The sequence below is a fragment of the Nonomuraea recticatena genome (genome assembly GCF_039533245.1).
In the GTDB taxonomy this organism is placed as follows: Bacteria; Actinomycetota; Actinomycetes; order Streptosporangiales; family Streptosporangiaceae; genus Nonomuraea; species Nonomuraea roseola.
The window spans coordinates 26,581-51,277 of record NZ_BAAATE010000036.1 but is presented as its reverse complement, the minus strand read 5'-3'; the positions used below and the strand labels follow the sequence as shown (position 1 = coordinate 51,277).

26 protein-coding genes and 1 riboswitch are annotated in these 24,697 nt (G+C 69.9%); of the genes, 12 read left to right on the top strand and 14 right to left on the bottom strand.

The genetic code is table 11. From position 1 onward, the window contains the following. Positions 1-21: 21 nt before the first annotated feature. Complete coding sequence (locus ABFX50_RS42160) at positions 22-1,494, top strand: MFS transporter (protein ID WP_346154816.1); 1,473 nt, start codon at positions 22-24, stop codon at positions 1,492-1,494. On the opposite strand, the gene ABFX50_RS42155 is transcribed toward ABFX50_RS42160, so the two are convergent. Both ABFX50_RS42155 and ABFX50_RS42150 read right to left on the bottom strand, forming a co-directional pair. Further along, the gene (locus ABFX50_RS42155) at positions 1,495-1,890 is read right to left on the bottom strand and encodes a cold-shock protein (RefSeq protein ID WP_183654616.1); all 396 of its coding nucleotides are present in this window, start codon (positions 1,888-1,890) and stop codon (positions 1,495-1,497) included. 87 nt (positions 1,891-1,977) lie between these two features. Beyond that, positions 1,978-2,580 (bottom strand): HAD family hydrolase, encoded by a 603-nt coding sequence (locus tag ABFX50_RS42150; RefSeq protein ID WP_346154813.1) that lies wholly within the window; start codon positions 2,578-2,580, stop codon positions 1,978-1,980. Positions 2,581-2,655: 75 nt separating this feature from the next. On the opposite strand from ABFX50_RS42150, the gene ABFX50_RS42145 reads away from it, so the two are divergent. Further along, entirely contained in the window at positions 2,656-2,994 is a 339-nt protein-coding gene (locus tag ABFX50_RS42145) for a hypothetical protein (RefSeq protein ID WP_346154811.1), read from the top strand. Positions 2,995-3,115: 121 nt separating this feature from the next. Continuing rightward, a complete protein-coding gene (locus ABFX50_RS42140; protein WP_183654608.1) occupies positions 3,116-3,739 on the top strand; it encodes a TetR/AcrR family transcriptional regulator in 624 nt (207 codons plus the stop codon). Here ABFX50_RS42140 and ABFX50_RS42135 read toward each other — a convergent pair. Then, positions 3,732-4,556, bottom strand: coding sequence for a hypothetical protein (locus ABFX50_RS42135; protein WP_183654603.1), 825 nt, complete (start codon positions 4,554-4,556; stop codon positions 3,732-3,734). The genes ABFX50_RS42140 and ABFX50_RS42135 overlap by 8 nt on opposite strands. 44 nt (positions 4,557-4,600) lie before the next feature. On the opposite strand from ABFX50_RS42135, the gene ABFX50_RS42130 reads away from it, so the two are divergent. From ABFX50_RS42130 to ABFX50_RS42115, 4 genes are all read left to right on the top strand, one after another. Next, positions 4,601-6,919: a helicase-associated domain-containing protein gene (locus ABFX50_RS42130; protein ID WP_346154808.1), complete on the top strand. Its 2,319-nt coding sequence runs from the start codon at positions 4,601-4,603 to the stop codon at positions 6,917-6,919. A 153-nt stretch (positions 6,920-7,072) separates the two neighbouring features. Continuing rightward, entirely contained in the window at positions 7,073-8,533 is a 1,461-nt protein-coding gene (locus ABFX50_RS42125) for a class I adenylate-forming enzyme family protein (protein WP_346154806.1), read from the top strand. A 67-nt stretch (positions 8,534-8,600) separates the two neighbouring features. After that, positions 8,601-9,029, top strand: coding sequence for a hypothetical protein (locus ABFX50_RS42120; protein ID WP_346154804.1), 429 nt, complete (start codon positions 8,601-8,603; stop codon positions 9,027-9,029). Between the two features lie 56 nt (positions 9,030-9,085). Further along, positions 9,086-10,726 carry a DNA repair helicase XPB gene (locus tag ABFX50_RS42115; protein ID WP_346154802.1) on the top strand — a complete coding sequence of 547 codons (1,641 nt, stop codon included), beginning with the start codon at positions 9,086-9,088 and terminating at the stop codon, positions 10,724-10,726. 266 nt (positions 10,727-10,992) lie between these two features. Here ABFX50_RS42115 and ABFX50_RS42110 read toward each other — a convergent pair whose 3' ends face one another. Further along, a complete protein-coding gene (locus ABFX50_RS42110) occupies positions 10,993-11,295 on the bottom strand; it encodes a hypothetical protein (protein ID WP_346154800.1) in 303 nt (100 codons plus the stop codon). 106 nt (positions 11,296-11,401) lie between these two features. Between ABFX50_RS42110 and ABFX50_RS42105 the strand changes: the two genes are divergently transcribed. Then, entirely contained in the window at positions 11,402-13,441 is a 2,040-nt protein-coding gene (locus ABFX50_RS42105; protein ID WP_346154798.1) for a HelD family protein, read from the top strand. Between the two features lie 66 nt (positions 13,442-13,507). After that, positions 13,508-13,945 carry a GNAT family N-acetyltransferase gene (locus ABFX50_RS42100; protein WP_346154796.1) on the top strand — a complete coding sequence of 146 codons (438 nt, stop codon included), beginning with the start codon at positions 13,508-13,510 and terminating at the stop codon, positions 13,943-13,945. Here the strand turns inward: ABFX50_RS42100 and ABFX50_RS42095 are convergent. The 7 genes from ABFX50_RS42095 to ABFX50_RS42065 form a co-directional block, all read right to left on the bottom strand. Then, entirely contained in the window at positions 13,932-14,333 is a 402-nt protein-coding gene (locus tag ABFX50_RS42095; RefSeq protein ID WP_346154794.1) for a PIN domain-containing protein, read from the bottom strand. The genes ABFX50_RS42100 and ABFX50_RS42095 overlap by 14 nt on opposite strands. Next, positions 14,330-14,578 carry a type II toxin-antitoxin system CcdA family antitoxin gene (locus ABFX50_RS42090; protein ID WP_346128429.1) on the bottom strand — a complete coding sequence of 83 codons (249 nt, stop codon included), beginning with the start codon at positions 14,576-14,578 and terminating at the stop codon, positions 14,330-14,332. Before ABFX50_RS42090 ends, ABFX50_RS42095 begins: the two co-directional genes overlap by 4 nt. Positions 14,579-14,645: 67 nt before the next feature. Next, on the bottom strand, positions 14,646-16,274 hold the full coding sequence (groL, locus tag ABFX50_RS42085; protein ID WP_346128427.1) for a chaperonin GroEL: 1,629 nt from the start codon (positions 16,272-16,274) through the stop codon (positions 14,646-14,648). 327 nt (positions 16,275-16,601) lie between these two features. Beyond that, entirely contained in the window at positions 16,602-16,802 is a 201-nt protein-coding gene (locus tag ABFX50_RS42080) for a cold-shock protein (RefSeq protein ID WP_173525743.1), read from the bottom strand. 259 nt (positions 16,803-17,061) lie between these two features. Continuing rightward, on the bottom strand, positions 17,062-17,337 hold the full coding sequence (locus tag ABFX50_RS42075; protein ID WP_183654576.1) for a MoaD/ThiS family protein: 276 nt from the start codon (positions 17,335-17,337) through the stop codon (positions 17,062-17,064). Positions 17,338-17,354: 17 nt separating this feature from the next. Beyond that, entirely contained in the window at positions 17,355-18,587 is a 1,233-nt protein-coding gene (gene thrC / locus ABFX50_RS42070) for a threonine synthase (protein WP_346154791.1), read from the bottom strand. 13 nt (positions 18,588-18,600) lie between these two features. Further along, positions 18,601-18,740: riboswitch (SAM riboswitch) on the bottom strand. Positions 18,741-18,799: 59 nt separating this feature from the next. Continuing rightward, positions 18,800-19,360 (bottom strand): RNA polymerase sigma factor, encoded by a 561-nt coding sequence (locus ABFX50_RS42065; protein ID WP_183654570.1) that lies wholly within the window; start codon positions 19,358-19,360, stop codon positions 18,800-18,802. A 36-nt stretch (positions 19,361-19,396) separates the two neighbouring features. On the opposite strand from ABFX50_RS42065, the gene ABFX50_RS42060 reads away from it, so the two are divergent. Both ABFX50_RS42060 and ABFX50_RS42055 read left to right on the top strand, forming a co-directional pair. Further along, complete coding sequence (locus tag ABFX50_RS42060) at positions 19,397-20,812, top strand: alpha,alpha-trehalose-phosphate synthase (UDP-forming) (protein ID WP_346154788.1); 1,416 nt, start codon at positions 19,397-19,399, stop codon at positions 20,810-20,812. 43 nt (positions 20,813-20,855) lie between these two features. After that, positions 20,856-21,944: an MFS transporter gene (locus ABFX50_RS42055; RefSeq protein ID WP_346154786.1), complete on the top strand. Its 1,089-nt coding sequence runs from the start codon at positions 20,856-20,858 to the stop codon at positions 21,942-21,944. On the opposite strand, the gene ABFX50_RS42050 is transcribed toward ABFX50_RS42055, so the two are convergent. The 3 genes from ABFX50_RS42050 to ABFX50_RS42040 are packed head-to-tail and all read right to left on the bottom strand — an operon-like array spanning position 21,922 to position 23,599. Further along, positions 21,922-22,458 carry a hypothetical protein gene (locus ABFX50_RS42050; RefSeq protein WP_346154784.1) on the bottom strand — a complete coding sequence of 179 codons (537 nt, stop codon included), beginning with the start codon at positions 22,456-22,458 and terminating at the stop codon, positions 21,922-21,924. The genes ABFX50_RS42055 and ABFX50_RS42050 overlap by 23 nt on opposite strands. A 10-nt stretch (positions 22,459-22,468) precedes the next feature. Then, positions 22,469-23,272, bottom strand: coding sequence for a trehalose-phosphatase (otsB, locus tag ABFX50_RS42045; protein ID WP_346154782.1), 804 nt, complete (start codon positions 23,270-23,272; stop codon positions 22,469-22,471). 24 nt (positions 23,273-23,296) lie between these two features. Further along, positions 23,297-23,599, bottom strand: a complete 303-nt coding sequence (locus ABFX50_RS42040) for a DUF3263 domain-containing protein (RefSeq protein WP_183654544.1) — start codon at positions 23,597-23,599, stop codon at positions 23,297-23,299. A 92-nt stretch (positions 23,600-23,691) separates the two neighbouring features. Here ABFX50_RS42040 and ABFX50_RS42035 point away from each other — a divergent pair, with 92 nt between their 5' ends. Further along, positions 23,692-24,498 (top strand): SAM-dependent chlorinase/fluorinase, encoded by an 807-nt coding sequence (locus ABFX50_RS42035; protein WP_183654541.1) that lies wholly within the window; start codon positions 23,692-23,694, stop codon positions 24,496-24,498. Positions 24,499-24,697 lie beyond the last annotated feature (199 nt).

The following is a 24,697-nucleotide window of genomic DNA, read 5'->3' as shown; positions in this document are numbered from 1 at the left end:
AGACTGGTTAGCGTGGATCGTGTGTGGACGCTAGCGAGACGGGTGGGGCACGTGCTGGCCGAAGCGGGCCGGGCGTCCATGCGCGCCGGCCGCAGGACGGCGAGCGGCACCAGGCGCATGGGGCTCGCCACCGCGAGCGGCGCCCAGCGGGTCGGTCACGCCACGCGCAGGCTCACGCACGCGCACGGCGCCGACCGCACCGGTCTGGGCAGGCTGATCGAGCTGACGGCCGCCAACAGCGCGGGCGACTCCCTGGTCACGCTCGCCCTGGCGGGCACGATCTTCTTCGGCCTGCCGGTCAACGAGGCGCGCGGCCAGGTGGCGCTCTACCTGGTGATCACGATGATCCCTTTCGCGGTGGTCGCGCCCTTCGTCGGGCCCGTGCTCGACAAGTTCAGGTCGGGCCGCCGCTACGTGATGGCGGGCACGCTGTTCGCCAGAGGGCTGCTGTGCTTCGCCATGGCCGCGGCCGTGGGCCCCGGCGACGTGCTCACCCTCTTCGCGGGCGCCCTCGGCGTGCTCGTGCTGTCGAAGGCCTACAACGTCTCGCGCGCGGCGATCATGCCGAGCGTGCTGCCCGCCGACATCACGCTGGTCAGCGCCAACGCGAGGGTGGCGCTGTTCTCCCTGGTCGCCGCGGGCGTCGCGGTGCCCACGGCGGCGGGCCTCACGGCGTGGCTCGGCGCGGCGTGGGTGCTGCGCATCGCGATGGTGGTCTTCCTCGTGCTCGGCGTCTTCGCGGTACGGCTGCCGCGCCACGTCGACTCCCCCGACCTCGAGGAGGAGGAGGGCGGCGAGAGGGCGCGCTGGCGGACGCTGCTCAACGTCGGTCCCGCCGTCACCGAGGCCATGAGGGCCAACGCCGCCATCCGCCTCTTCTCCGGCTTCCTGCTGTTCTACCTGCTCTTCCTCGTGCAGGACGAGCACCTCAAGGACCTGCCCGCGACCACCACCATCGCCCTCCTCGCCGGCGCCGCGGGGCTCGGCGGCCTGGCGGGCGCGGCCGTGGCCAACTGGGCGCGCAACCACTCGCCCCAGGTCATCGTGCTGCTCACGCTGGCCGTGACCACGGTGACGGCGGGCGTGACGGCCTTCCTGTTCGGCCTGTGGGCCGCCGTCGCGGTGGCGCTGGTGGCCGCCTTCGCCCAGGAGCTCGGCAAGCTGGCGCTCGACGCGATCGTGCAGCGCGAGATCGGCGAGGAGGTGCGCTCGTCGACCTTCGGCGTGGTCGAGGCGCTCCTTCAGCTGGCCTGGGTGTTCGGCGGGCTGATCGGCCTGCTGGTGTCGGACTGGTCGACGGGCCCCGGCGGGCTCACCGGGCTCACCGTCGTGCTTGCCCTGGCCCTCGGCTGGCTCGTGGTGCGCAGGAGAGTGCGGGTCAGGGCGCGTGCGGCCAAGGTGAGCGCGTCGACGCCGCCCGCGGCCAGGCAGGCGCCCGCCACCAAGGACCCGACGGCGACCACCAAGCCGTTGACCAACCCGCACAGCGGTTGATCAGTCGAGGTCGTCCGCCACGGCTCGCAGCACCTGGGCGATCTTCTTGGAGTGCACGGGGTCGGGCTGCTTGCCCCGCTGGTAGGACTCGGAGATGACGTCGAGCAGCTTGATGAGGTCCTCGACGATCACGACCATCTCGTCGGGCTTCTTCCGCTTGCCCTTCGGCTTGACCGTCTTGGCCAGGGTCGGCGGCTGCTCGAGAATCCGCACCGACAGCGCCTGCTGTCCCCTGCGGCCCTCGGCCACACCGAACTCGACCTTTTGTCCGGGCTTCAACGGTTCCGCGCCAGTGGGAAGCGCGGAGGAATGGACGAAGACCTCACCGCCGTCGTCGCGGGTGAGGAAGCCGAAACCCTTGTCGGCGTCGTACCACTTGACCTTGCCACTCGGCACAGGGGGGACCTCGTTCGTACTGTCGGGAAAGATGAATGGAAGTAGGTTATGCCCACCGAGCCCGGAGAGCGACCGGGTAAATGCGCGCTAATTCCAGTCGCCGAACCAGGCGGCGAACTCGGTCAGATCCGACAGCGTCACATCAGCCCCGTGATCACGCAGCTCTCCCACGGTGTAGGGACCCGTCGCGACCGCCACGCTGACGGCGCCTCCCGCTCGCGCCGCCTCGATGTCCGCGACGTGGTCCCCGACATAGGCGTCCGCGCCGAACCGCGCGAGCGCCCCGCCCTTGCCCGCGCCGAACACCGATCCGACCACCTCGTCCACGTCGAACCCGAGCAGGTCGACGGTCCTTCTCGCGTCGTGGATGTTCTTGCCCGTCACCACGATCACCCCGCCTCCGGCCTCCCGCACCGCCTTGATCGCCTCGTGGGCGCCGCTCATGGCGGTGTGCACGGGAAGGGCGACGTCGGGATAGAGCTCCCTGAACAGCGCCGCCGCGCCGGGGATGTCCTCCTCGGGCAGCCAGTTGGCCAGCTCCAGTTCGAGCGGAGGGCCGAGCCTGGAGATCACCACCGCGCTGTCGATGACCACGCCCAGCCGTACGGCGAGCTCGTCAAAGACGGCCGCGATACCCGATCTGGTGTCGGCCAGCGTCATATCGAGGTCAAACCCCACTGATTTCCCCACCCGTGAAGAGTAACGGTCGCTGGTATGGAAGCGTTGAAGTGGGCAGAAAGGAATTACTTATCGGAGGGAGCGGCCATGGCTGAAACCCGACCGCACCGGCCCGCCGTCAGGCCGGCCCCGACCGCCCGTCAGCGCGCGGCCGACGTCGCCGTGTGGGCCGTCAAGGTCGTCTCGAGGGCCGCCGCGCTCGTCCTGGCCCTCTACATCGCTTTCAGGATCTTCCCCACCAACCCGGCCAACTCTCTCGTCCAGTTCGTCGAGTCCGTGGCGACCACGCTGTCACTCGGCATGTCCGACCTGTTCAGGCTGGCAGACGCGCGCTGGCAGGTCCTGGTCAACTACGGTCTGGCCGCCGTGGTGTGGCTCGTCCTCGGCTCGGCGGTGGCGAGCCTGATCCGGCGCGTGTCACCGTAACGACTATGGTCCTTACTGATGAGAAACGCGCCAATCGGACCACCGCCGGGGCCCTGACTGGCACGTAGGGGTGGCGGTCTGATGAGCACGTCTCTCATTAGATGGAGGTACTAGGAACGACATGACCAGATCCACGCGCGAGCGGATCGTCGACGAGGCTCTGAGGCTGTTCGCGGAGCGGGGCTACTCCGCCACCTCGGTGGCCGAGATCGAGGCCGCCGCCGGGCTCTCCCCTGGGGCGGGAGGCCTCTACCGGCACTTCAAGTCGAAGTACGAGGTGCTCGCCGCCGCGATGCACGAGCACGCCGCGCGCACCCGCATCCAGGTGGCCGACAGCCTGGCCGAGCTCAGCAGCATGGAGGGCTCCGCCGACCTCGAGGAGCGCCTGTCCCTGGTGTGCAGGGCCGGGCTGGCGAAGGTCCGCGAGGAGAGCGAGCTGACCAGGGTGTTCTTCCGCGATCTCAGCCAGTTCCCCGAGCTGGTCGCGGTCGTGCGCGAGGGCCTGCTGCAGCCGATGTTCGACGCGATCACCGGCTGGTTCCGCGCCCAGCCCGAATACGCGGAGGCCGACCTCGACTGGACGGGCATCGGCGCGGTGCTCGGCGGCGCGGTCGTGCACTACCGGCTGTTCCAGGAGACGGTCGGCGAGACACCGGGTCACGCCGAGAAGGACCAGTTCGTCTCCGCGTGGGTACGGCTGGCCGTCGGCCTGCTGCCCGCTCCCGCGCACGCGCCGGTCAGCTGAGATCCCACAGGCGATAGGCGAGCCAGACCACGCCCAGACCGGTGAAGATCATGAACATGATCCCGCTGACCGCGTAGAACTGGGCGAGGAAGGCGGACAAGCCGCTCTCACCCCCCACCCTCAGTGCGCCGATCACCACCCCGCCCACGCCGTAGCCGAACATGGGAGCGCCGATCCCGATCATCCTGTCCCTGAAGGACCAGCTGTCGCTCGTCAGGACGGTCGCCGCCCCCGCCGCCCAGACGATCACCGGCACCTGGAAGATCGCCACGGACGGGAGGCTCATCGGCACCAGCAGCGCGGCCAGCAGGAGCAGCCCGATCGCCAGCACCTCGCGCGGATGCCCCTTCACCACGGTCCTGGCGTCCCTGCCGCCCGTGGCCATGGGGTTGGCCCCCGCCATCACCGCCCTGCGCAGGCCCGCGAACGGCAGGCCGCGCTCGGTCCTGCCGGTCAGCCTCTCCCGCGCCTCTCGCATGCCGCGCGCCACACCGGGCGGGACGTCGTCGACCACGCGGGGGAAGACGGCGGTGTCGCTCTCGGCGGGCCGCACCTCGGGCTCGGCCTGGATCCTCGGCACCTCGCCGCCGGAGGAGAGCCTGCGGGCCTCGCGCTCGACGAGCGCAGCAGGATCGCCGAACCTGGCCAGCACCCTGGCCACCACCTTGGGGTCCTCGCTGCCGCTCCGCTCCGACTCGATGCGGGCCCGCAGCCGCTGGACGAAGTCGAGCCTGTGGTCCTGGCGCAGCACGCCGTGAGCGGCGTCGGCCGCCTTGCTGACGTAGTCCAGGACGAGCTGGTCGGCCCGTTCGATCACGCATGCCATGCTGCCCGAATCCGCAGGAACATACCATTGCAATGATGGAGTTCACTCAGTGGATCAGGGAGCGCACCGACGATCAGCTCGGCGCGCTCGTGTCCGCGCGCCCCGAGCTGATCACGCCGGTCCCCGCCCACCTCGAAGGGCTGGCCGCGCGGGCAGGCAGCCCCTCGGCGATCGGCCGCGCCCTCGACCGGCTCGACAGGTTCGCGCTGGCCGTGGTCGAGACGCTCGCCGTCCACCCTGATGAGCTCACCAAAGACTCCCTCCACGACCTGCTCGCCAGGGCGACAGGAGAGGACGACCTCCCCCTCGACGACACGCTGGAGCGCCTGCGCGCCCTCGCCCTGGTCTACGGCCCCGACGGCGCCCTGGCCCTCGCGCCGGGCGTGCGCAAGGTGCTCGACGACCCCGCGGGGCTCGGCCCTCCCGTCACCGAGGTGTTCAGGCATCACCCGCCCGAGCAGCTGGAGGAGATCGCCGACGACATCGCCCCCGGCACCGAGGGCGGCGGCAAGGAGCGGCTGCGCGCCGCGCTCGCCGAGCCCGCCAAGCTGGTCGAGGAGGTCTCGCCTCCGGCCAGGAAGGCGCTGGAGGAGCTGGCGTGGGGGCCGCCGAGCGGCCGCGTGCCCAACGCCCGCAGGGCCGTCCGCCTGGCCACCGCCCGCTCGCCGATCGAGGAGCTGCTCGCCAGGGGGCTGCTCGCGGCCACCGGAGAAGACAGCGTGGCGCTGCCCCGCGAGGTCGGCCTCTACCTGCGCGAAGGCCGCGTGCACCGCGACCTGTCGCCCGTGCCGCCGCCCCTCGAGGGCGCGGAGCGTCCCGGCTCCCTCGCCGACAGGACGGCGGCGGGCCAGGCGTTCACGTTCACGCGGGCGGTCGAGGAGCTGTGCGAGAGGTGGAGCCTCGACGCTCCCGGCGTGCTGCGCACGGGCGGCCTCGGGGTGCGCGACCTCAAGCGCACCGCCACCCAGCTCGACCTGCCCGAATGGGCCACCGCCCTGGTCATCGAGGTGGCACACGCGGCGGGCCTGATCGCCGCGGGCGGCAACGTCGACGGCGAGTGGCTGCCCACCGCGGGCTACGACAGCTGGCGGGTCAGGGCCACGGAGGAGCGCTGGGTCACGCTGGCCGTCACCTGGCTGCACACCGACAGGGTGCCCGGCATCGTGGGCGAACGCGACGAGCGCGACCGCCTGCTCAACGCCCTCCACCCCGACCTGCGCCGCTCCTCCGCCCCCGAGGTACGGCAGGCGACGCTGCGCGTGCTCGCCACCGCCCCCGGGCTCGCGCCGTCCCGCGAGTCCGTGCTGCGGCGGCTGGCTTGGGAGCAGCCCAGGCGGCGTGGCGCGCTGCGCGAGCAGCTGACCGACTTCACCCTGCGCGAGGCCGAGCAGCTGGGCTTCACCGGGCTCGGCGTGCTGTCGGCGCACGGCCGCGCGCTGCTGTCGGGCTCGAAGGAGGCCGCCGCCGTCCTCGCTCCCCTGCTTCCCGAGCCCGTCGACCACGTGCTGCTCCAGGCCGACCTCACCGCCGTCGCGCCGGGACCGCTCACCAGCGACCTGGCGCGCTGGCTGACGCTCGCCGCCGACGTGGAGTCCACGGGAGGCGCGACCGTCTACCGGTTCGGCGAGGGCTCCATCAGGCGGGCGCTCGACGCCGGGCAGGGGGCCGACGAGCTGCTGTCCATGCTCGCCCGCCACTCGGCCACCCCTGTGCCGCAGCCGCTGTCGTACCTGGTGGCGGACGTGGCGCGCAGGCACGGCAGGATGCGCGTCGGTACGGCCAGCGCCTACATCCGCAGTGACGACCCCTCCATGCTCGACCAGCTCATGGCCGACCGCCGCGCGGTCCCGCTGAGGCTCAGGCGCCTGGCTCCCACGGTCATCGCCTCGCGCACCTCCAGGGCCTCGCTCGTCGACTCGCTGAGGGCGATGGGGTTCGCGCCCGTCGCCGAATCACTCGACGGGGACGTCATCATCACCCAGCTCGACACCAGGCGGACCGAGGGCGTGCCGGTGGCCAGGGCGGTGTCGTCGTTCAACGGGCTCGACCCCGACGTGGTGGCGGCGGCCGTACGGGCCATGCGGGCGGGCGAGGCCCGGCGCGGACCTGTGGACGCGCCCGACGGCGCGGTGCCCCGCGGTCCCGCCACGGCCACCATCTCCACCCTGCAGGAGGCGATCAGGCAGGGGGTGCGGGTGTGGATCGGCTACCTCGACTCCCAGGGCAACGCCACCAGCCGCATCCTGGAGCCGGCCCGGATGGAGGGCGGCTACCTCACGGCCTACGACGAGACCCGCGCGGCCGTCCACCGCTTCGCCCTCCATCGCATCACCGGCGTCTCGAACCTCTCCTGATCCTCTGTCACGTCCCGACGATCCAGGAGCTCTCGAAGACACGACCGAGGGGTGACCACCGGGGTCTCCCGTAGGCCGCGATCCCCCGAGTGACGGACGGATGATCACTCTGGGCGGTTGACTCGGAGGCCCGTGCGGATCACCGTGAGAAGTGTGAAGGAACAAACGCTCGGCCGTCTGGCCGAGGAGTCGTGGAGCCGGTTCGACGACCACGAGTCGGTCTTCTACGAAGGAGAGTGGCACCGCAGCCACACCCTCGCCCAGCGCGCCAGACGCGTCACAGGCGGCCTGATCGAGGCGGGCGTCGGCCCCGGCGACAGGGTCGTCGTGATGATGGCCACGAGCCCCGACGTCGGCGTCGTCTACCAGGCCGTCTGGGCCTCGGGCGCCGTGGTGGTCCCCGTGGTCTTCCTGGTCGGCGCCGACGAGCTGCGCCACATCCTGTCCGACAGCGGCGCCACCGCGGTCGTCACCTCGCCTGAGCTGCTGGAGACCGTCCAGGCCGCGGGCCAGGGGATCAGGGTCTTCGTGGACACCGACGAGCTGGAGCAGGCCGAGCACGGCCCGCTGCCCAGGGACCCCTCCGACCTGGCCGCGGTGATGTACACCGGCGGAACCACCGGCAGGGCGAAGGGCGTCATGCTCAGCCACGGCGGTCTCTGGCAGGTCGCCAAGGACGCCTTCGACCTGGCCTACCAGCCAGGGGTCACCAGGGCGATCGTCCCCGTCCCGCTCTCCCACGCCTATGGCCTGATCGTCACCATCGCGGGCATGCACGCCCCCGAGCCGCAGCAGGGCGTCCTGATGCGCTGGTTCGACCCGAAGGCCTTCCTGTCGCTGGCCGCCGAGCAGCGCGTGCAGTACGGCACGGTGGTCCCCTCCATGCTCCAGATGCTGCTCGCCGAGCCGCTCGAGGACACCCCGCTGCCCGACCTGCGCCATCTCACCTGCGGCGCGGCCCCGCTGGGCCGCGACGTGCTCAGGGAGTTCGAACGGCGGATGCCTGGCGTGCAGATCCTCGAGGGCTACGGCCTGACCGAGACCAGCGCCGTCACCACCTTCAACCCTCCTGGCAGGCGCAGGCCCGGCAGCGTCGGCCTGCCCCTTCCCGGCTACACGATCACGATCAGGGACGACGAGGGCGAGGAGGTGGAGGCAGGCGACATCGGCGAGATCTGCGTGGCGGGCCGCTCGCTGATGCTCGGGTACTGGGGCGGGCTCGACTCCCCCATCGTGGACGGCGAGCTGCGCACGGGCGACATCGGCTGCATGGACGACGACGGCTACCTCTACGTCGTGGACAGGAAGAAGGACCTGATCATCAGGGGCGGCTTCAACGTCTTCCCTCGCGATGTGGAGGACGCGCTGAACGCCCACCCCGACGTCGTGATGTCAGGGGTGGTCGGCCGTCCCGACCCTCTGCACGGCGAGGAGGTCGTCGCCTTCGTCCAACTGCGTCCCGGCGGCGAGGCCACCGAGGAAGAGCTGATCGCCTGGGCGCGGGAGCGGGTCGGCAGAGTGAAATATCCGAGGGAGATCCACTTCACCGACCACATCCCCGTGACCAGCGTGCTCAAGCTGGACAGGAAGGCGCTGCGCGCCCGCCTTCTCTAGGGAGTGCCGAACTGTCACCTGATTTCGTGATATCTGTTGACGGGCCAGAAAACGAAAAGGTGACTCAGTGAGCAGCGGTTACACCCCAGAGAACTCCGGCGACCAGAGCCCCTACGGCCAGCAGATGCCGTACGGCTCGCCGTACAACCAGGGCCCTCACGGTTCGGGTGAGCAGCAGCCCTACGGCCCGCCGTACGGCCAGCAGCCCCCGCCCGGCTACGGCTACGGCTACCCGCCGCCCCAGCAGGGCCCGCGCACGCATGCCATCGTCGCGCTGGTCATCAGCATCGTGCTCGCGCTGAGCTGCTACATCACCCCTGGCGGCATCGCGGGAGCGATCATGTCGGGCATCGCGCTCGGCCAGGTCGACACGCACCCCGAGAAGGCACGCAACCTGCTGAAGTGGACCTGGATCAGCGTCGGCATCAACGTCGCGCTGGTCGTTCTCGGCTTCGGCGTCATCATCGCGCTGGGAGTCTCGGGAAACCTGGACTAACTGTCGGTCGCCGGGTGTTGGATATGCGGTAGCAGTACCAACCCCGGGGGAAGCCTGTGAACGACGGCCCGCTGATCGTCCAATCCGACAAGACCTTGCTGCTCGAGGTCGACCACGAGCGGGCCGACGAGTGTCGCAAGGCGATCGCGCCCTTCGCCGAGCTGGAGCGCGCGCCCGAGCACGTCCACACCTATCGCGTCACGCCGCTCGCGCTGTGGAACGCGCGAGCGGCCGGCCATGACGCCGAGCAGGTCGTCGACGCGCTCATCGGGTTCAGCCGCTATCCGGTGCCGCACGCGCTGCTGGTCGACGTGGCCGAGACCATGGCGCGCTACGGCAGGCTGCGCCTGGAGAAGGACCCCGCGCACGGCCTGGTCCTGGCCTCGACCGACCGCGCCGTCCTCGAGGAGGTCCTGCGCTCGAGGAAGATCCAGCCGATGCTGGGCGAGCGCATCGGCGCCGACGCCGTCGCGGTCCACCCGAGCGAGCGGGGCAACATCAAGCAGGCGCTGCTCAAGCTGGGCTGGCCCGCCGAAGACCTCGCGGGCTACGTCGACGGCGAGGCCCACGTCATCAAGCTCAAGCAGGACGGCTGGGCGCTGCGCCCCTACCAGCAGGAGGCCGCCGACGCCTTCTGGCACGGCGGCTCCGGCGTGGTCGTGCTGCCCTGCGGCGCGGGCAAGACCATCGTCGGCGCGGCCGCGATGGCCAGGGCCGAGGCCACCACGCTGATCCTGGTCACCAACACGGTGAGCGCCCACCAGTGGAAGCAGGAGCTGCTCAAGCGCACCTCGCTGACCGAGGACGAGATCGGCGAATACTCCGGCACCAAGAAGGAGATCCGTCCCGTCACCATCGCCACCTACCAGGTGATGACGACCAAGCGGAAGGGCGTCTACGCCCACCTGGAGCTGTTCGACGCGCGCGACTGGGGTCTGATCGTCTACGACGAGGTGCACCTGCTGCCCGCGCCCATCTTCAGGATGACCGCCGACCTGCAGGCCCGTCGCAGGGTGGGGCTGACCGCGACGCTCGTGCGCGAGGACGGCAGAGAGGGCGACGTGTTCTCCCTCATCGGGCCGAAGCGCTACGACGCGCCGTGGAAGGAGATGGAGAACCAGGGCTGGATCGCCCCCGCCGACTGCGTCGAGGTGCGCGTCACGCTCTCCGACGAGGAGCGCCTGGCCTACGCGATGGCCGAGTCCGAGGAGCGCTACAGGTTCGCCGCGACCACGCCGTCCAAGACGCGCGTGACAGAGGCGCTGGTCAGGCGGCACCTCGGCGAGCAGGTGCTGGTCATCGGCCAGTACATCGACCAGCTCGACGAGCTGGCCGAGCACCTCAACGCGCCCGTGATCAAGGGCGAGACCCGCATCAAGGAGCGGGAGAGGCTCTTCCAGGCCTTCCGCGACAAGGAGTTGCAGGTCCTGGTGGTCTCCAAGGTCGCCAACTTCTCCATCGACCTGCCCGAGGCGGCCGTCGCCATCCAGGTGTCGGGCACGTTCGGCTCCCGCCAGGAGGAGGCGCAGCGGCTGGGGCGCGTCCTGCGGCCCAAGGCCGACGGCGGAGGCGCGCGCTTCTACACGGTGGTCAGCCGCGACACGGTCGACCAGGAGTTCGCCGCCCATCGCCAGCGCTTCCTCGCCGAGCAGGGCTACGCCTACCAGATCATCGACGCCGACGACGTCCACCAGTGAGGCGCCGTCGACGTCCACCGGTGAACCGCCGATGACGTCCACCGATGAAAGGGCTCGCGCGAAGGTCTCGCGCGAGCCGTACCACTAAGTCCACGAAACTCCGCGGGCCTTCGACAATTGGACCACCCCCTACCGGCGACACCTGTCGCGATGCCACATACCCCCATGATCCGCCGAATCAACGGGACATGCCCCGATTTTTCGCTTTTTGGCCTGCGATTACTGGGACGATGCGCCGCCGATCATCGTACCCACCGCCCGGCCGATCACTGGGCGAGCATCCCGCCGAAGAACAGGACACCCGCCGCGGCCAGCCATGACAGCACCGCGCCCCCCATCAGCGCCCAGAATCGGAGCGGAAACAGCCACGCTCCCACGGTGAGGCAGGCCGCCAGGACCGCGAACAGCCCCGAGACCGTGGAGACGGTGTCGAGGCGCCTCGCGCACGCGGCCGAGCTCTCCTCGTCGGTGCAGAACGCCTCGAGCCCCCAGCCGGCGAAGACCGACAGCCCCCACAGGGCGGCCAGCAGGAGGCTGGCGACGGTCGGGATGACCGGGGAGATCCTCACACTGCCTCCTGCATTAATGAATGGGAAGCCTCCGACCTCGCCGGTAAGCTAGTCGATTCGCTGCCTTGTTTACCACCTCCGTCGACGAATAGGGAGGCGCTTTCGCATGCCCGGACACCAGTTGGCCCCCGACATACCCACCGATGTGCTCGCCGCCGAGCGAGCCCATCTCTCCGAGTCCCGCGATGCGCTCAGAGCGATGCGCAAACACGCCCAGTCGCTGTCGTCGGACGCCGCGGGCGACTGGGTCTCGCAGCAGATCCTCCAGTCGCTGCTCGACCAGCGCGTGGCCGCGCTCGCCGACCACCCCGACACCCCGCTGTTCTTCGGCCGCCTCGACCGCGCCACCGAGGAAGAGCTCGCGGACGACCTCGAGGGAAGGCTCGAGGCCGGCGACGAGCTGCCCGCCACGATCTACGTCGGCCGCCGCCACGTCCACGACGGCGGCAGCCGCGCGCTGGTCATCGACTGGCGCGCCCCCGTCTCCCGCGCCTTCTACCAGGCCAGCCCCTCCGACCCCATGGGCGTCGTACGGCGGCGCCGCTTCGGCTACCAGGGCGGCGACCTCACCGCCTTCGAAGACGAGCCCCTGGCCGAAGGGGGCGAGCTCGGCCCCTCGAAGATCCTCACCCAGGAGATCGAGCGCCCCCGTACCGGTCCGATGCGCGACATCGTCGCCACCATCCAGCCCGACCAGGACGAGATCGTCCGCTCGGCGCTGACGCAGACCGTCTGCGTCCAGGGCGCCCCCGGCACCGGCAAGACCGCCGTGGGCCTGCACCGAGCCGCCTACCTGCTGTTCACCCACCGCGAGAAGCTGGCCCGCGCCGGCGTCATGATCGTCGGGCCGAACAAGGCGTTCCTGTCCTACATCTCCTCCGTCCTTCCCGCCCTCGGCGAGGTCAAGGTCGACCAGACCACCGTCGCCGAGCTGCTCGGCTCCTACGACGCGCCCGAGCGGCCCGAGGTGGCGGCCGCCAAGGGCGACGCCCGTATGGCCAAGGTGCTGGAGCGGGCGCTCTGGCTGCACATCGTGAAGCCCACCGAGGGCCTCGTCTACACCAAGGGCGTCCATCGCTTCAGGGTGGCCGACTACGAGGTGCGCGAGATGGTCGCCTCGCTGCGCGGCACCACCAGGTACGGCCCCGGCCGCGCCGCCCTGGCTCAGCGCCTGGCCCACCAGGTGCTGGTACGGATGGAACAGCGCGGCGACTCCCCCGACGACAGGGTGCAGGACGCGGTGGCCAGGTCGAAGCCGGTCAAGCAGCTGGTCGAGTCGGTGTGGCCCAAGCTGACCCCCGCCCAGGTGCTCCACCGCCTGCTGTCGGACCCCGACTTCCTGGCCGCGGCGGCCAGGTCGGACCTGTCCCAGGAGGAGCAGGAGCTGCTGCTCTGGAGCAAGCCCCACCACTCGTGGAAGTCCGCCAAGTGGTCGGTGGCAGACGCCGCCCTGCTCGACGAGCTGGCCGACCTGATCGAGCGCACCCCCTCCCTCGGCCACCTGGTCGTGGACGAGGCGCAGGACCTGTCGGAGATGCAGCTGCGGGCGCTGGGGCGGCGCTGCCGCAACGGCTCGGCCACCGTCCTCGGCGACCTCGCCCAGGGCACCACCCCGTGGTCCACCCGCTCGTGGAAGAGCGTGCTCCGGCACCTCGGCCAGGAGGCGGGCGAGGTCACCGAGCTCACGCTGGGCTTCCGCGTCCCCCGCGAGGTGCTCGACTACGCCGCCCAGCTGCTCCCCTCGATCGCCCCCGACCTCGCCGCCCCTCGCTCCCTTCGTCCCGGCCTCGGCTCCCTGTCAGTACGGCAGGACGGCCAGGTCCTCGAAGCGGTCCGTGAGGCACTCACCAGGGAGGGCTCGATCGGCGTCATCGTCCCCGACTCCCTCGTCGAGACGGTGTCCCAGGAGCTCGCCGGCCTTCCGCACGCCGTCCTCGGCCCCGACTCCACCGAGGAACACCGCCTGCTGGTCATCCCCGCCACCCTGGCCAAGGGTCTCGAGTACGACCACGTCATCGTGGTCGAACCCTCCGACATCGTCGCGGCCGAGCCGCGCGGCCTGGCCCGCCTGTACGTGGTGCTGACCCGCGCGGTCTCCTCCCTGACCGTCCTGCACGCCAAGCCACTCCCCGCCCAGCTGGCATAAGGACGTCCGCGCCCCGGGGACCCACCCCGGGGCCCTCACCACCCTGTTCTGGTAGCTTCGCGGGGCATGAGCAGGTCTGAGGTGAAAGTACGGTTCGGCGGAGCGGACGACATCCCCGCCGTCCTGGCGTTCTGGCTGGAGGCCGCCGAGGGCACCGACCGCCACGACTCCGCGGACAAGGTCGTGGCGCTGGTGGAGCGTGACCCCGAGGCTCTGCTGCTCGCCGAGGACGACGGCCACCTGGTCGGCACGCTGATCGCGGGCTGGGACGGCTGGCGGGCGCATCTGTACCGCCTGGCCGTCCATCCAGGGCACCGGCGCAGGGGCATCGGCGCGGCGCTCATCCGGCGGGCCGAGGAGCGGTTCGCGACGTTCGGCGCGTTCAGGGCCGACGCGATGGTGCTCGACGACAACACGCTCGCCCACCACGCCTGGCGGGCCGCAGGCTACTCCCGCCAGCCCCAGTGGGGCCGCTGGGTCAAGCCCCTCCCTAGCAGCCGATGAGTCGAACTCTGCCGTCGCACAGCCGTGCCATGTCATCCAGGTCAGATGTGAGCATGGCGACAGGCCCTGGCTGACGCAGAGCCACCTCGGCGACGGACGCGTCGACGGCGTACTTGTGGCCGTGCAGTCCGGCCGCCTTGAGAAGCTTCGCCGCCGCCTTCGCAGAGGCCTCCGTGACGGGCTCCACCTTCACCAGCGACAGCGCCCACTGCAGTCGCTGAAGGTTCACTCGCGCATGGCTGACCTCGACGATGGTGTTCGCACTGACGACGAACTCGCTGCCGATCTCCTGGAACACCCGCATCATGGCGATGATCTTGCGATCCTGCGCCATCCATGCGGACAAACCCTCGGCGTCGAGAACGATCGTTTCGATGTGGCCGATCAAGACGCATCCGCCGAACCACGGGAGGCCGTGGCGCCGAAGATGCGCGCCGTGGCCTCCGCCATCTCCTCGTCGGTAAACTCGCCGTGCTGCTCCTGGTACCGCTGCAACTCGGCGCCGCGCAACTGATGCCTGAGCTGACGAGCGACCGCCTCAGCCACGTAGCCGGAGACGTTGTCGGTGAGCTTCTTCAGCTCTGCCACCTGTTCGGCAGGGAGGGTGACCGTGATGCGGGTCGTGTCAGCCATAAAAGAAGCATACTGCGGTATGCGCGAAAAAGGGCGACCCCGAAGGGTCGCCCTCTTTGTTGCGGACTTAGAAGTCCATGTCTCCGCCGCCGGGCATGCCCGCGGGAGCTGCCGGGTTCTTCTCCGGCTTCTCGGCGATGACAGCCTCGGTGGTGAGGAACAGCGCCGCGATGGAGGCGGCGTTCTGCAGCGCGGAGCGCGTCACCTTGGCCGGGTCGAGAATGCCCGACTCGAACATGTTGACGTACTCGCCGGTCGCGGCGTTGAGGCCCTCACCCGGAGTCAGGTTGCGGACCTTCTCCACCACGACGCCGCCCTCGAGGCCGGCGTTGATCGCGATCTGCTTCAGCGGCTCCTCAAGAGCCTTGCGCACGATCGCCGCACCGGTGGCCTCGTCGCCCGACAGCTCGAGCTTGTCGAACGCCTTGGTGCCGGCCTGCAGCAGCGCCACGCCACCGCCGGGGACGATGCCCTCCTCGACGGCCGCCTTCGCGTTGCGAACGGCGTCCTCGATGCGGTGCTTGCGCTCCTTGAGCTCGACCTCGGTCGCGGCACCCGCCTTGATGACGGCGACGCCACCGGCGAGCTTGGCCAGGCGCTCCTGGAGCTTCTCGCGGTCGTAGTCGGAGTCGGTGCGCTCGATCTCGGCACGGATCTCGTTGACCCGGCCCGCGATCTGCTCGGCGTCACCGGCGCCGTCGACGATGGTGGTCTCGTCCTTGGTGACGACGACCTTGCGCGCGCGGCCCAGCAGGTCGAGGGTGGCGGACTCGAGCTTGAGACCGACCTCCTCGGCGATGACCTGACCACCGGTCAGGGTCGCGATGTCACCCAGCATGGCCTTGCGACGGTCACCGAAGCCCGGAGCCTTGACGGCCACGGAGCGGAACAGGCCGCGGATCTTGTTGACGACCAGGGTGGCCAGAGCCTCGCCCTCGACGTCCTCAGCGATGATCAGCAGCGGCTTGCCGGCCTGCACGACCTTGTCGAGCAGGGGCAGCAGGTCCTTGTTGGCCGAGACCTTGGAGTTGACGATGAGGATGTAGGGGTCCTCAAGGACAGCTTCCATACGCTCGGGGTCGGTCACGAAGTAACCGGAGTTGTAACCCTTGTCGAAGCGCATGCCCTCGGTGAGCTCGAGCTCGAGGCCGAAAGCGTTGCTCTCCTCGACGGTGATGACGCCTTCCTTGCCAACCTTGTCCATCGCCTCGGCGATGAGGTTGCCGATCTCGACGTCACCGGCGGAGATGGAGGCCGTCGAAGCGATCTGCTCCTTGGTCTCCACGTCCTTGGCCAGCTTGGAGAGCTCCTCGCTGACGCGCTCGACAGCCGCCTCGATGCCCTTCTTCAGGGACATCGGGTTGGCGCCGGCGGCGACGTTGCGGAGGCCCTCACGGACCAGCGCCTGGGCGAGCACGGTGGCGGTGGTGGTGCCGTCACCCGCGACGTCGTCCGTCTTCTTGGCGACTTCCTTGACCAGCTCAGCGCCGATCTTCTCCCACGGGTCCTCGAGCTCGATCTCCTTGGCGATGGATACACCATCGTTGGTGATCGTGGGAGCGCCCCACTTCTTTTCCAGCACGACGTTACGGCCCTTGGGGCCGAGGGTCACCTTGACGGCGTCGGCGAGCTGGTTCATACCGCGCTCGAGACCGCGCCGGGCGTCCTCGTCAAACGCGATCATCTTGGCTGCCATAAGGCTAGACCTCCCAGATGCAGGGTGGCTTTCAGCGGACCGAGCCGACGCCCGCGACGGCATGGGTCCGACTCCATTCGGCGGACCCCATCGTCTCGATCCCGGTGTCTGGCACTCTCACAACGAGAGTGCCAACGAACTGTTTAGCACTCTACCCTGTCGAGTGCAAGCCAGCGACACACATGCCCAGGTCATGCCCCAGACTATGGCCACAGGCCCGACCGGCTGACGCGGATCGGGCCTGCTGAGTCGACGTACAGGACGTGGCAGATCCGCACGGACTGCGTTGCCGTGTGAGCTGCCCGCGCATACCGGCGACGTGGGGCGTCAGACCGCCCTGACCGCCTCCGCCTGGGGACCCTTCTGGCCCTGGGTGATCTCGAACTCGACGCGCTGGCCCTGTTCGAGCGACCGGTAGCCATCCATCATGATCGCTGAGTAATGGACGAACACATCTTTACCACCGTCTACCGCGATGAAGCCGTAGCCCTTGTCCGCGTTGAACCACTTGACGGTGCCCTGCGCCACTTCCGACTCCTCTTACTGGGCTCCGGACCTCGCCCATTCCACTCGCGAGATCCGCGACCGGCATGACTTATGGGGAAATCAGCCGGACGATCGCCCTCGACCATACCTGTGCAAACCCGTAGGACAACAGAGTCAATCGAGCGGGCATTCTTCCCGTCACGAAAAAGGTAGTTAAACATTCCACTTTCGTGACGGCCTGAACACCAAAAACGCCCGCGAGGGGCATAACCCCCCACGGGCGTCGTCGGCAAGGAAAGCGTCAGCCGCCGGCCACGGCCGGGATGATGGAGATCTGCGCTCCCGCCGGAGTGGCGCTGTCGAGTCCGCCTACAAAACGGACGTCCTCTTCTCCCACATAAACGTTAACAAAACGGCGAATCTTGCCCGATTCATCCAAAATTCGCGCACCGATACCGGGATAGTCGGCATCGAGCTTCTGCAGCACCTCACGAAGAGTGTCGCCCTCGCCACTCACCTCCGCGTTACCGCCGGTGTACGTGCGCAGAATGGTGGGAATCCGCACCGAAACGCTCATGACTTGTACCTTTCCTTTCAGACAGCCGCGCGGAACGCGTCGAGGGACGGCCGGATCACAGCCGTGGGAGCGGCGTCGTCCGCGATGGCGTCGAGCGTCTTGAGCCCGTCGCCGGTGTTGAGGACCACGGTCGTGAGCGACGGGTCGAGCCGCCCGCTCTCGACGAGCTTCTTCAGCACACCGACCGTCACCCCGCCCGCGGTCTCCGCGAAGATGCCCTCGGTCGAGGCGAGCAGCTTGATCGCCGACACCACCTCGGTGTCGGTGACGTCCTCCACCGCCCCGCCCGTACGGCGGGCGATGTCGAGCACGTAGGGCCCGTCGGCGGGGTTGCCGATGGCCAGCGACTTGGCGATGGTGTTCGGCTTGACCGGCTGGACCACGTCGTGCCCCGCCTTGAAGGCCGTGGAGACCGGCGAGCACCCCGCCGCCTGCGCCGCGAAGATCTTGTAGGGCTTGTCCTCGACGAGCCCGAGCGAGATCAGCTCCTTGAAGCCCTTGTCGATCTTCGTGAGCTGCGAGCCGGAGGCCACCGGGATGATGATCTGGTCGGGCAGCTCCCAGCCGAGCTGCTCGGCGATCTCGTAGGCCAGCGTCTTCGACCCCTCGGCGTAGTAAGGCCGCAGGTTGACGTTGACGAACCCCCACTTGTCGCCGAGCGGGTCGCCGATGAGCTCGGAGCAGAAGCGGTTGACCTCGTCGTAGGTGCCGTCGATGCCGATCAGCTTGCCGCCGAAGACCCTGGCCATGGCGATCTTCGCCTGCTCGAGGTCGGCGGGGATGAACACGCACGCGTCGAGCCCCGCGCGGGCCGCCGCTGCGGTCACCGCTCCGGCCAGGTTGCCGGTGGAGGAGCACGAAAGGGTGTGGAAGCCGAAGTTGCGCGCCGCCTCGACGGCGATGGCCACCACCCTGTCCTTGAAGGAGTGGGTGGGGTTGCCCGAGTCGTCCTTGACGTGCAGGTCGCGCAGGCCGAGGACCTTGCCCAGGTTGTCGGCCTTGACAAGCTTCGTCCAGCCAGGGTTCATGTTCTGCTTGGAGGTCACGTCCGTGGGGACGGGCAGCAGCGAGCGGTAACGCCAGATGTTCGCGGGACCCGCCGCGATGTCCTCACGGGTGACGGATCCGAAGGAGTAGGCCACTTCGAGTGGCCCGAAACACTCCAGGCAGGCGAAGCTCGGGCCCAGGTCGTAGCGGGTGCCGCACTCGCGGCAGGACAGAGCGACGGCAGGACCGAAATCAAGCGACATGAAGCGAGGCCTTCCCTCATCTTCGTCTGCGACCACCTTGGCCACAGACCGGAATTGGCACCTGTCCCGGCCGGCCTCGTCACTTCACGAGTTCAGTCCGGGAGGGTTGCCGGGGCTTCGCAGGGCCGGTCCCTCCACCCCTCTGGATGAGCAATATTCAGTTATGGCAATCACCATACCCGGCCACGCTCGCGACACGGGCTACCGTCTCGCTAGCTGAGACGATAAGTATCACCGAGCGCGGCCTGCACGTACTTGCGCGCCTGGTGGATGCGCGACTTGGCGGTGCCGAGCGGGATGCCGAGCTGCTCGGCGACCTCGTTGTAGTCGAGCTGGACGATGTCGCGCAGCACCAGCGCCTGGGCCAGGTCGGGCTTGTCGGCCTCCAGCGCCTCCATGGCGTCGAGCAGGTCGAGCCGCGAACCGGCGATGACGCTGACCCGCCGTACGTCGGGCTTCTGGACGGGCAGCTCCTCCGAGGTCTGCTCGGCGGCCCTGCGCTTCAGCGACCGGTAGGTGGTGCGCGCGCAGTTGGCGGTGACGATGTGCAGCCAGGTGCTGAACCTGGCCCTGCCCTCGAAGCGGCCGATGTTGCGGGCCACCGCGAGCAGGGTGTCCTGGCACGCCTCCTCGGCGTCCTGGTGGTAGGGGAGGATGCGCGCGCAGTGGCGCAGCACGTCGGGCTCGATGCGCTTCAGGAGCTCGCCAAGCGCGCGATGGTCGCCGCCCGCCGCGGAGCGGGCCAGTTCCTCGGTTAGCTCATCTAGGGCCATAGCGAGATCCTATGGTCGGGCGTCATGGTTGTTCACATGAACAGCGTCCTGGTGGCCTCCAACAGGGGTCCGGTCTCCTTCACTGTCTCCGACGGCGGCGAGCTGACCATGAAACGCGGCGGGGGAGGCCTGGTCTCAGGGCTCTCAGGGGTGGCCAGAGAGGAAGGCGTGCTCTGGGTCTGCGCCGCGCTGTCCGACGGCGACCGCAGTGCCGTACGGCTGGCTCCCGGTGGCCGCCTCGACCACGCCGGCTACGACACCGGCAAGTTGCGCATGCTGGACATCCCGCCCGCCACCTTCCACCGCGCCTACAACGCGGTGGCCAACTCCACGCTCTGGTTCGTCAACCACCTCCTCTACGACATCCCGAACGCGCCCCACTTCGGCTCCAGGTTCGAGAAGGAGTGGGAGTCCTACCGCGACTACAACGGCGCCTTCGCGCTGGCGCTGGCGGAGGAGGCCGGCCACGGCGCCAGGGTGATGGTGCAGGACTACCATCTGACGCTCACTCCCGCGATGCTCCGTGCCGAGCGTCCCGACCTGCGTATCGCGCACTTCAGCCACACCCCGTGGGCGCCTCCCGAGTACTTCTCCCTGCTGCCCGACGAGGTCGCGAGAGAGGTGCTCGAGGGCATCCTGGGCGCCGACCACGCCGGGTTCCTGACCGAGCGATGGGCCCGCGCGTTCATGGACTGCTGCGAGAGCCTGCTGAACGCCAAGGTCTCCGGCAGGACGGTCTCCCACGAGGGGCGCATCACGCGCATCGGCGTCCACGGGCTCGGGGTCGACGGCGAGAAGCTGTGGAAGAGGGCCTGCGAACCCGACGTCGAGTCGCACATGGCCGCGCTCAGGGAGCAGGTGGGCGACCGCAAGCTGATCGTCCGCATCGACCGCACCGAGCTGTCGAAGAACATCGTCCGCGGCCTGCTGGCCTACAGGGAGTTCCTCGCCGCGCACCCCGAGTGGCACGGGCGCGTGGTGCACCTGGCCTTCGCCTACCCCTCGCGGCACGACCTGCCCGAGTACCGGGAGTACACCGCGGCCGTGCAGCGCTGCGCCAAGGAGATCGAGGACGAGTACGCCACCGAGGACTGGGACCCGCTGATCCTCAACGTCAACGACGACTATCCGCGCTCGCTCGCCGCCTACCGCCTGGCCGACGTGCTGCTGGTCAACCCCATCCGCGACGGCATGAACCTGGTCGCCAAGGAGGGCCCGATCCTGTCGCCGCGCTGCGCGCTGGTCCTCTCGCGCGAGGCGGGCGCGGCCGCCGAACTCGGCGCCGACGCGCTCGTGGTCAACCCCTACGACGTCTGCGAGACGGCGCGCGCCCTGCTCACGGGCCTGGAGATGCCGGAAGAGGAGCGGATGAGGCGCGGCGCGAGGCTCAAGGCCGCCGCCACCGCGCTGCCCCCGCAGCGATGGCTCGGCGAGCAGCTTGCCAGCATCTAGGACGTTATCCAGAGACACCGTCACCTGGTTCATCTACCTCCAGATGAGCGTGTTCGCGACCTTCGTCTACGGTCTCAGCGCCGCGCTCCCCCTGCTCCGCGTCGACCTGGGGGTCTCGGCCGCCGTCGGCGCCCTGCACGGCACCGCCATGGCCGCCGCCACCATCGTCGCGGGCCTGGCCCTCCCCTTCCTCACCCGCGCGTACGGCAGGCGCCTGGTCATCTGGATCGGCCTGGCGGGGATGAACGCCGGCGTCACGCTCGTCATGCTGTCCGCCTCGCTCCCCTTCACGCTCCTGGGCTTCGCGCTGGCCGGAGGGTTCGGCTCGGTCATGCTCTACACCGCGATGGCCGCGCTCAGCGACCACCACGGACCCGCGGGCCCCGCCGCGATCAGCGAGGCCAACGCGATCGCCGTCGTCGTGGGCGTGGCCTCCACCTTCCTGCTCAGCCTCGCCGCCCAGTCGGCGCTCGGCTGGCGGGCCGCCCTGCTGTTCACCCCCGCCCTCACCGCACTGCTGATCGTCACGGTGGGCAGGACCAGGCTGGGCGAAGGGCCCGCGGTCCCTGCCAGAGTCACGGGCAGGCCGGACTGGCGCTTCCACGTGGCCTGCGGGGTGCTGTCGTGCTGCGTGGCGATCGAGTTCTGCTTCAACCTGTTCGGCGCCGAACTGCTGGCGGGCCGTACGGGGCTCAGCGCCGCGACCGCGGCCACCGGGCTGACCGCCTTCATCGGCGGGCTCGCGATCGGCAGGTTCGCGGGCGCGCGGCTGGCGCTGCGCGTGTCGCCCGCCAGAGTGCTGGTGGGCGCGCTGGGGGTGACGGCGGCGGGCTGGCTGCTGTTCTGGCTGAGCACGCAGCCACTCGTGGCCTACGCGGGGCTGGTGATCTGCGGGCTCGGCGCCTCCATGCACTTCCCCCTGGCGATGGCCGGGGTGATCGCCGCGTCGGGCGACCGCCCCGACCTCGCCGCGGCCGCCTCGCCCGTCTGGGCGGGCATGGCGATGGGCGCGGGGCCGTTCGCGCTCGGCGCGCTGGCCGACGGCTTCGGCACGCACACCGCCTTCCTCATCGTCCCCGCGCTGGTCGCGGTGGCGGTCGGCGGCGTGCTCAGCGCCAGGACGCGCGCCTGAGCATCGCCCCGAGGCCCGGGGTGTCCCACTCGTCGACGACGAGGATCTTCGACGACGGCAGGTACCAGATCCGCTGCGGATAGGAGATCTTCGTCGGCCTGCCCCGCTCGGTGTGACAGGTGACCTTCCACTGCCGGTAGTAGGCCTTGTGTCCGCTGCCGACCTGCCGCAGCCCCGAGACGCTCGGCTTGGCCGGCATGGGAGAGGAGTAGTAGCGCTTGTCGTGCGTGCACGGCATCACGCCGCTGCTCGGGTGGTACGGCTGGTCGACCCTGAACGGGTTGTTCTCCGAGGCGTGCTTGATGCCCGAGGGGCCGAGCAGCCAGAACCCCCTGCACTCCATGGCGCGGCGGCCGCAGCCCCCGGTGAGCACGTGGAGGGCTCCCCAGTCGGTCTTCCTGACCTTCCACGAGGAGGGGACCTGGATCGTGGCGCCGCGGAAGGAGACCGGCTCGGCGGCGGAGGGGGTGCCTGACAGCACGAGCGAGGCCGTGACGGCCAGCGTCATCAACATGCGCGCGAGGCTAGCGCGCCCCGCTTGCAGACGAATCGCTGATGGCCGCGGCCAGCTCGGCCAGCAGCGCGACGACCCCGTCGGGCCCGTCGACGACCAGGTCGGCGCGCGCGGCCAGCTCGGTCACCTCCGCAGAGCCGCTGCACACGGCCACACCGGGCAGCCCCGAGGCCCGCACCGCCGCGAAGGCCGGCAGGTCGCCCAGGTCGTCACCCACGAACATCACCGAGCGAGCCGCGCGCTCGGCCAGGAACAGGTCGAGCGCGTGGCCCTTGTCCATGCCGGGCGGCCTCAGCTCGAGGACCATCCTGCCCGGCTCCACGACCAGGGAGTGCGCGGCCGCCAGCTTCGCCAGTGGCTCGCGCAGCCGTTCAAGGGTTCCCTGGGGGTCGGGGGCGCGCCTGGTGTGCACCGCCACCGCCCGCTGCTTGTCCTCGATCGTCACGCCCTCCACGCCGAGCCGCTGCAGCAGGAGCGGCAGCGCGGCCTCCGCGTGCAGGACGCCGGGGGGCGGCGGGGGCGCGCTCGCTCTCCCGCCCTCCCACCGCTCGAAGCCGTAGTGGCCGAGCACCACCAGGCCAGGGACCTTCTCCAGGCCTGGGCCGTACCTGATCGCGGTGGCCGCGGGCCTGCCCGTCACGATGACCACGGCCTTCACCAGGCTGCCCAGCTCGGCGAGCACACCGGGGGCGGCGGGGTGGATCCTGGCGTCGTCGGGATCGGGAACGATCGGCGCGAGCGTGCCGTCGAAGTCGAGCCCGATCACCGCGCCGCCAGGATCGCGCACCATGGCGTGAATTGCTGGATTGTTCATCACGCGCCTGCCGTACCCAGGCAGTCAGGGGCGCATGCCCAGTCTGCGGGCCGCACGTTCCTTCTGCCTGCTCGCCCGCAGCCTGCGCAGGCGTTTGACCAGCATCGGGTCGTGCTCCATCGCCTCCGGCCTGTCGATGAGATCACCCAGCAACTGGTAGTAGCGGGTGGCGGAGAACCCGAAGGTCTCGCGGATGGCGTGCTCCTTGGCGCCCGCGTGACGCCACCACTGGCGCTCGAAGGCGAGGAGCTGGAGGTCGCGCTCGGACAGGGGCTTGCGCGGCGGTTCCTGGGCAGCACTGTCACCGCTTACCGGTGCAGTGTCCATGGTCTCCTCCTCGGTCAGCGCGGCCCGTGGCCCATCGTAATCTCCCAAGTGCGGGTGTTCACGACGGTTGCGGAGACGTACAGTCGCCAAGTGTGAGCCCTGTCATCTCCCTTCTCACCGATTACGGCCTCGAAGACGGATACGTGGCGGCCTGTCACGGAGTGATGGCCAGGATCGCGCCACAGGCCCGCGTGATCGACGTGTGCCATCTGGTGCCGTCGGGCGATGTGCGCAGGGGTGCGGCGATTCTCGCGCAGACCATTCCCTACCTGCCCGCGGGCGTCCATGTCGGGATCGTGGACCCTGGCACGGGAGGCGCCCGCCGCGCGGTGGCGGTCGAGGCCGGCGACCGGATCTTCATCGGGCCCGACAACGGCCTGCTCTCCTGGGCGATCGGGGCCAGCGGGGGCGCCTTGGCCGCCTACGAGATAACCAACACCGAGCTGTTCCTCAGCCCCGTCTCGCCGACCTTCCACGGCCGCGACGTGTTCTCGCCCGTGGCCGCGCACCTGTGCATGGGGCGCAAGCTGGCCGAGGTCGGGCCGGAGATGTCACTGGAGCGCCTGGTCTCCCTGCCCTCGCCCACCTCGCACCTGCGTGAGGGGGCGGTGGAGGGCGAGGTCGTCTCGGTGGACCGCTACGGCAACACCCAGCTGTCCATCCCCGCCGGCGACCTCGCCGCGCTCGGCGTCCGCGTGGGCGACACGGTGGGAGTGCGGCTCGGGCGCAGGCAGCTCGCCCTGCCCTTCCGCGAGTCGTTCTCCGCGGTGCCTCCCGGTGACCTGGTGGCCTTCACCGACTCGGCCGGCCTCATCGCGCTGGCCGTGAACTCGGGCGACGCCGCCCAGCGACTCGGCCTGCCGCCCGGCGCCCACGTCCGCCTCTCCGCCCTCCCCTGACCCTGCACGGGCGTGGCGAAGCCTGCCCCCCGGGTCCGCCTCTCCGCCCTTCCCTGACCCTCGGGCGCGGGCGCGGGACAAAGCCTGCTGCCGCCAAGGTCCGCCTCCCCTGACCTCCGGTGAACGAGGGGACAAAGGGGGTGGATGTGGTTGAAGGGGTGAAAGTGGCGACTACTCCGCGTATCGGACTGTTTACCGA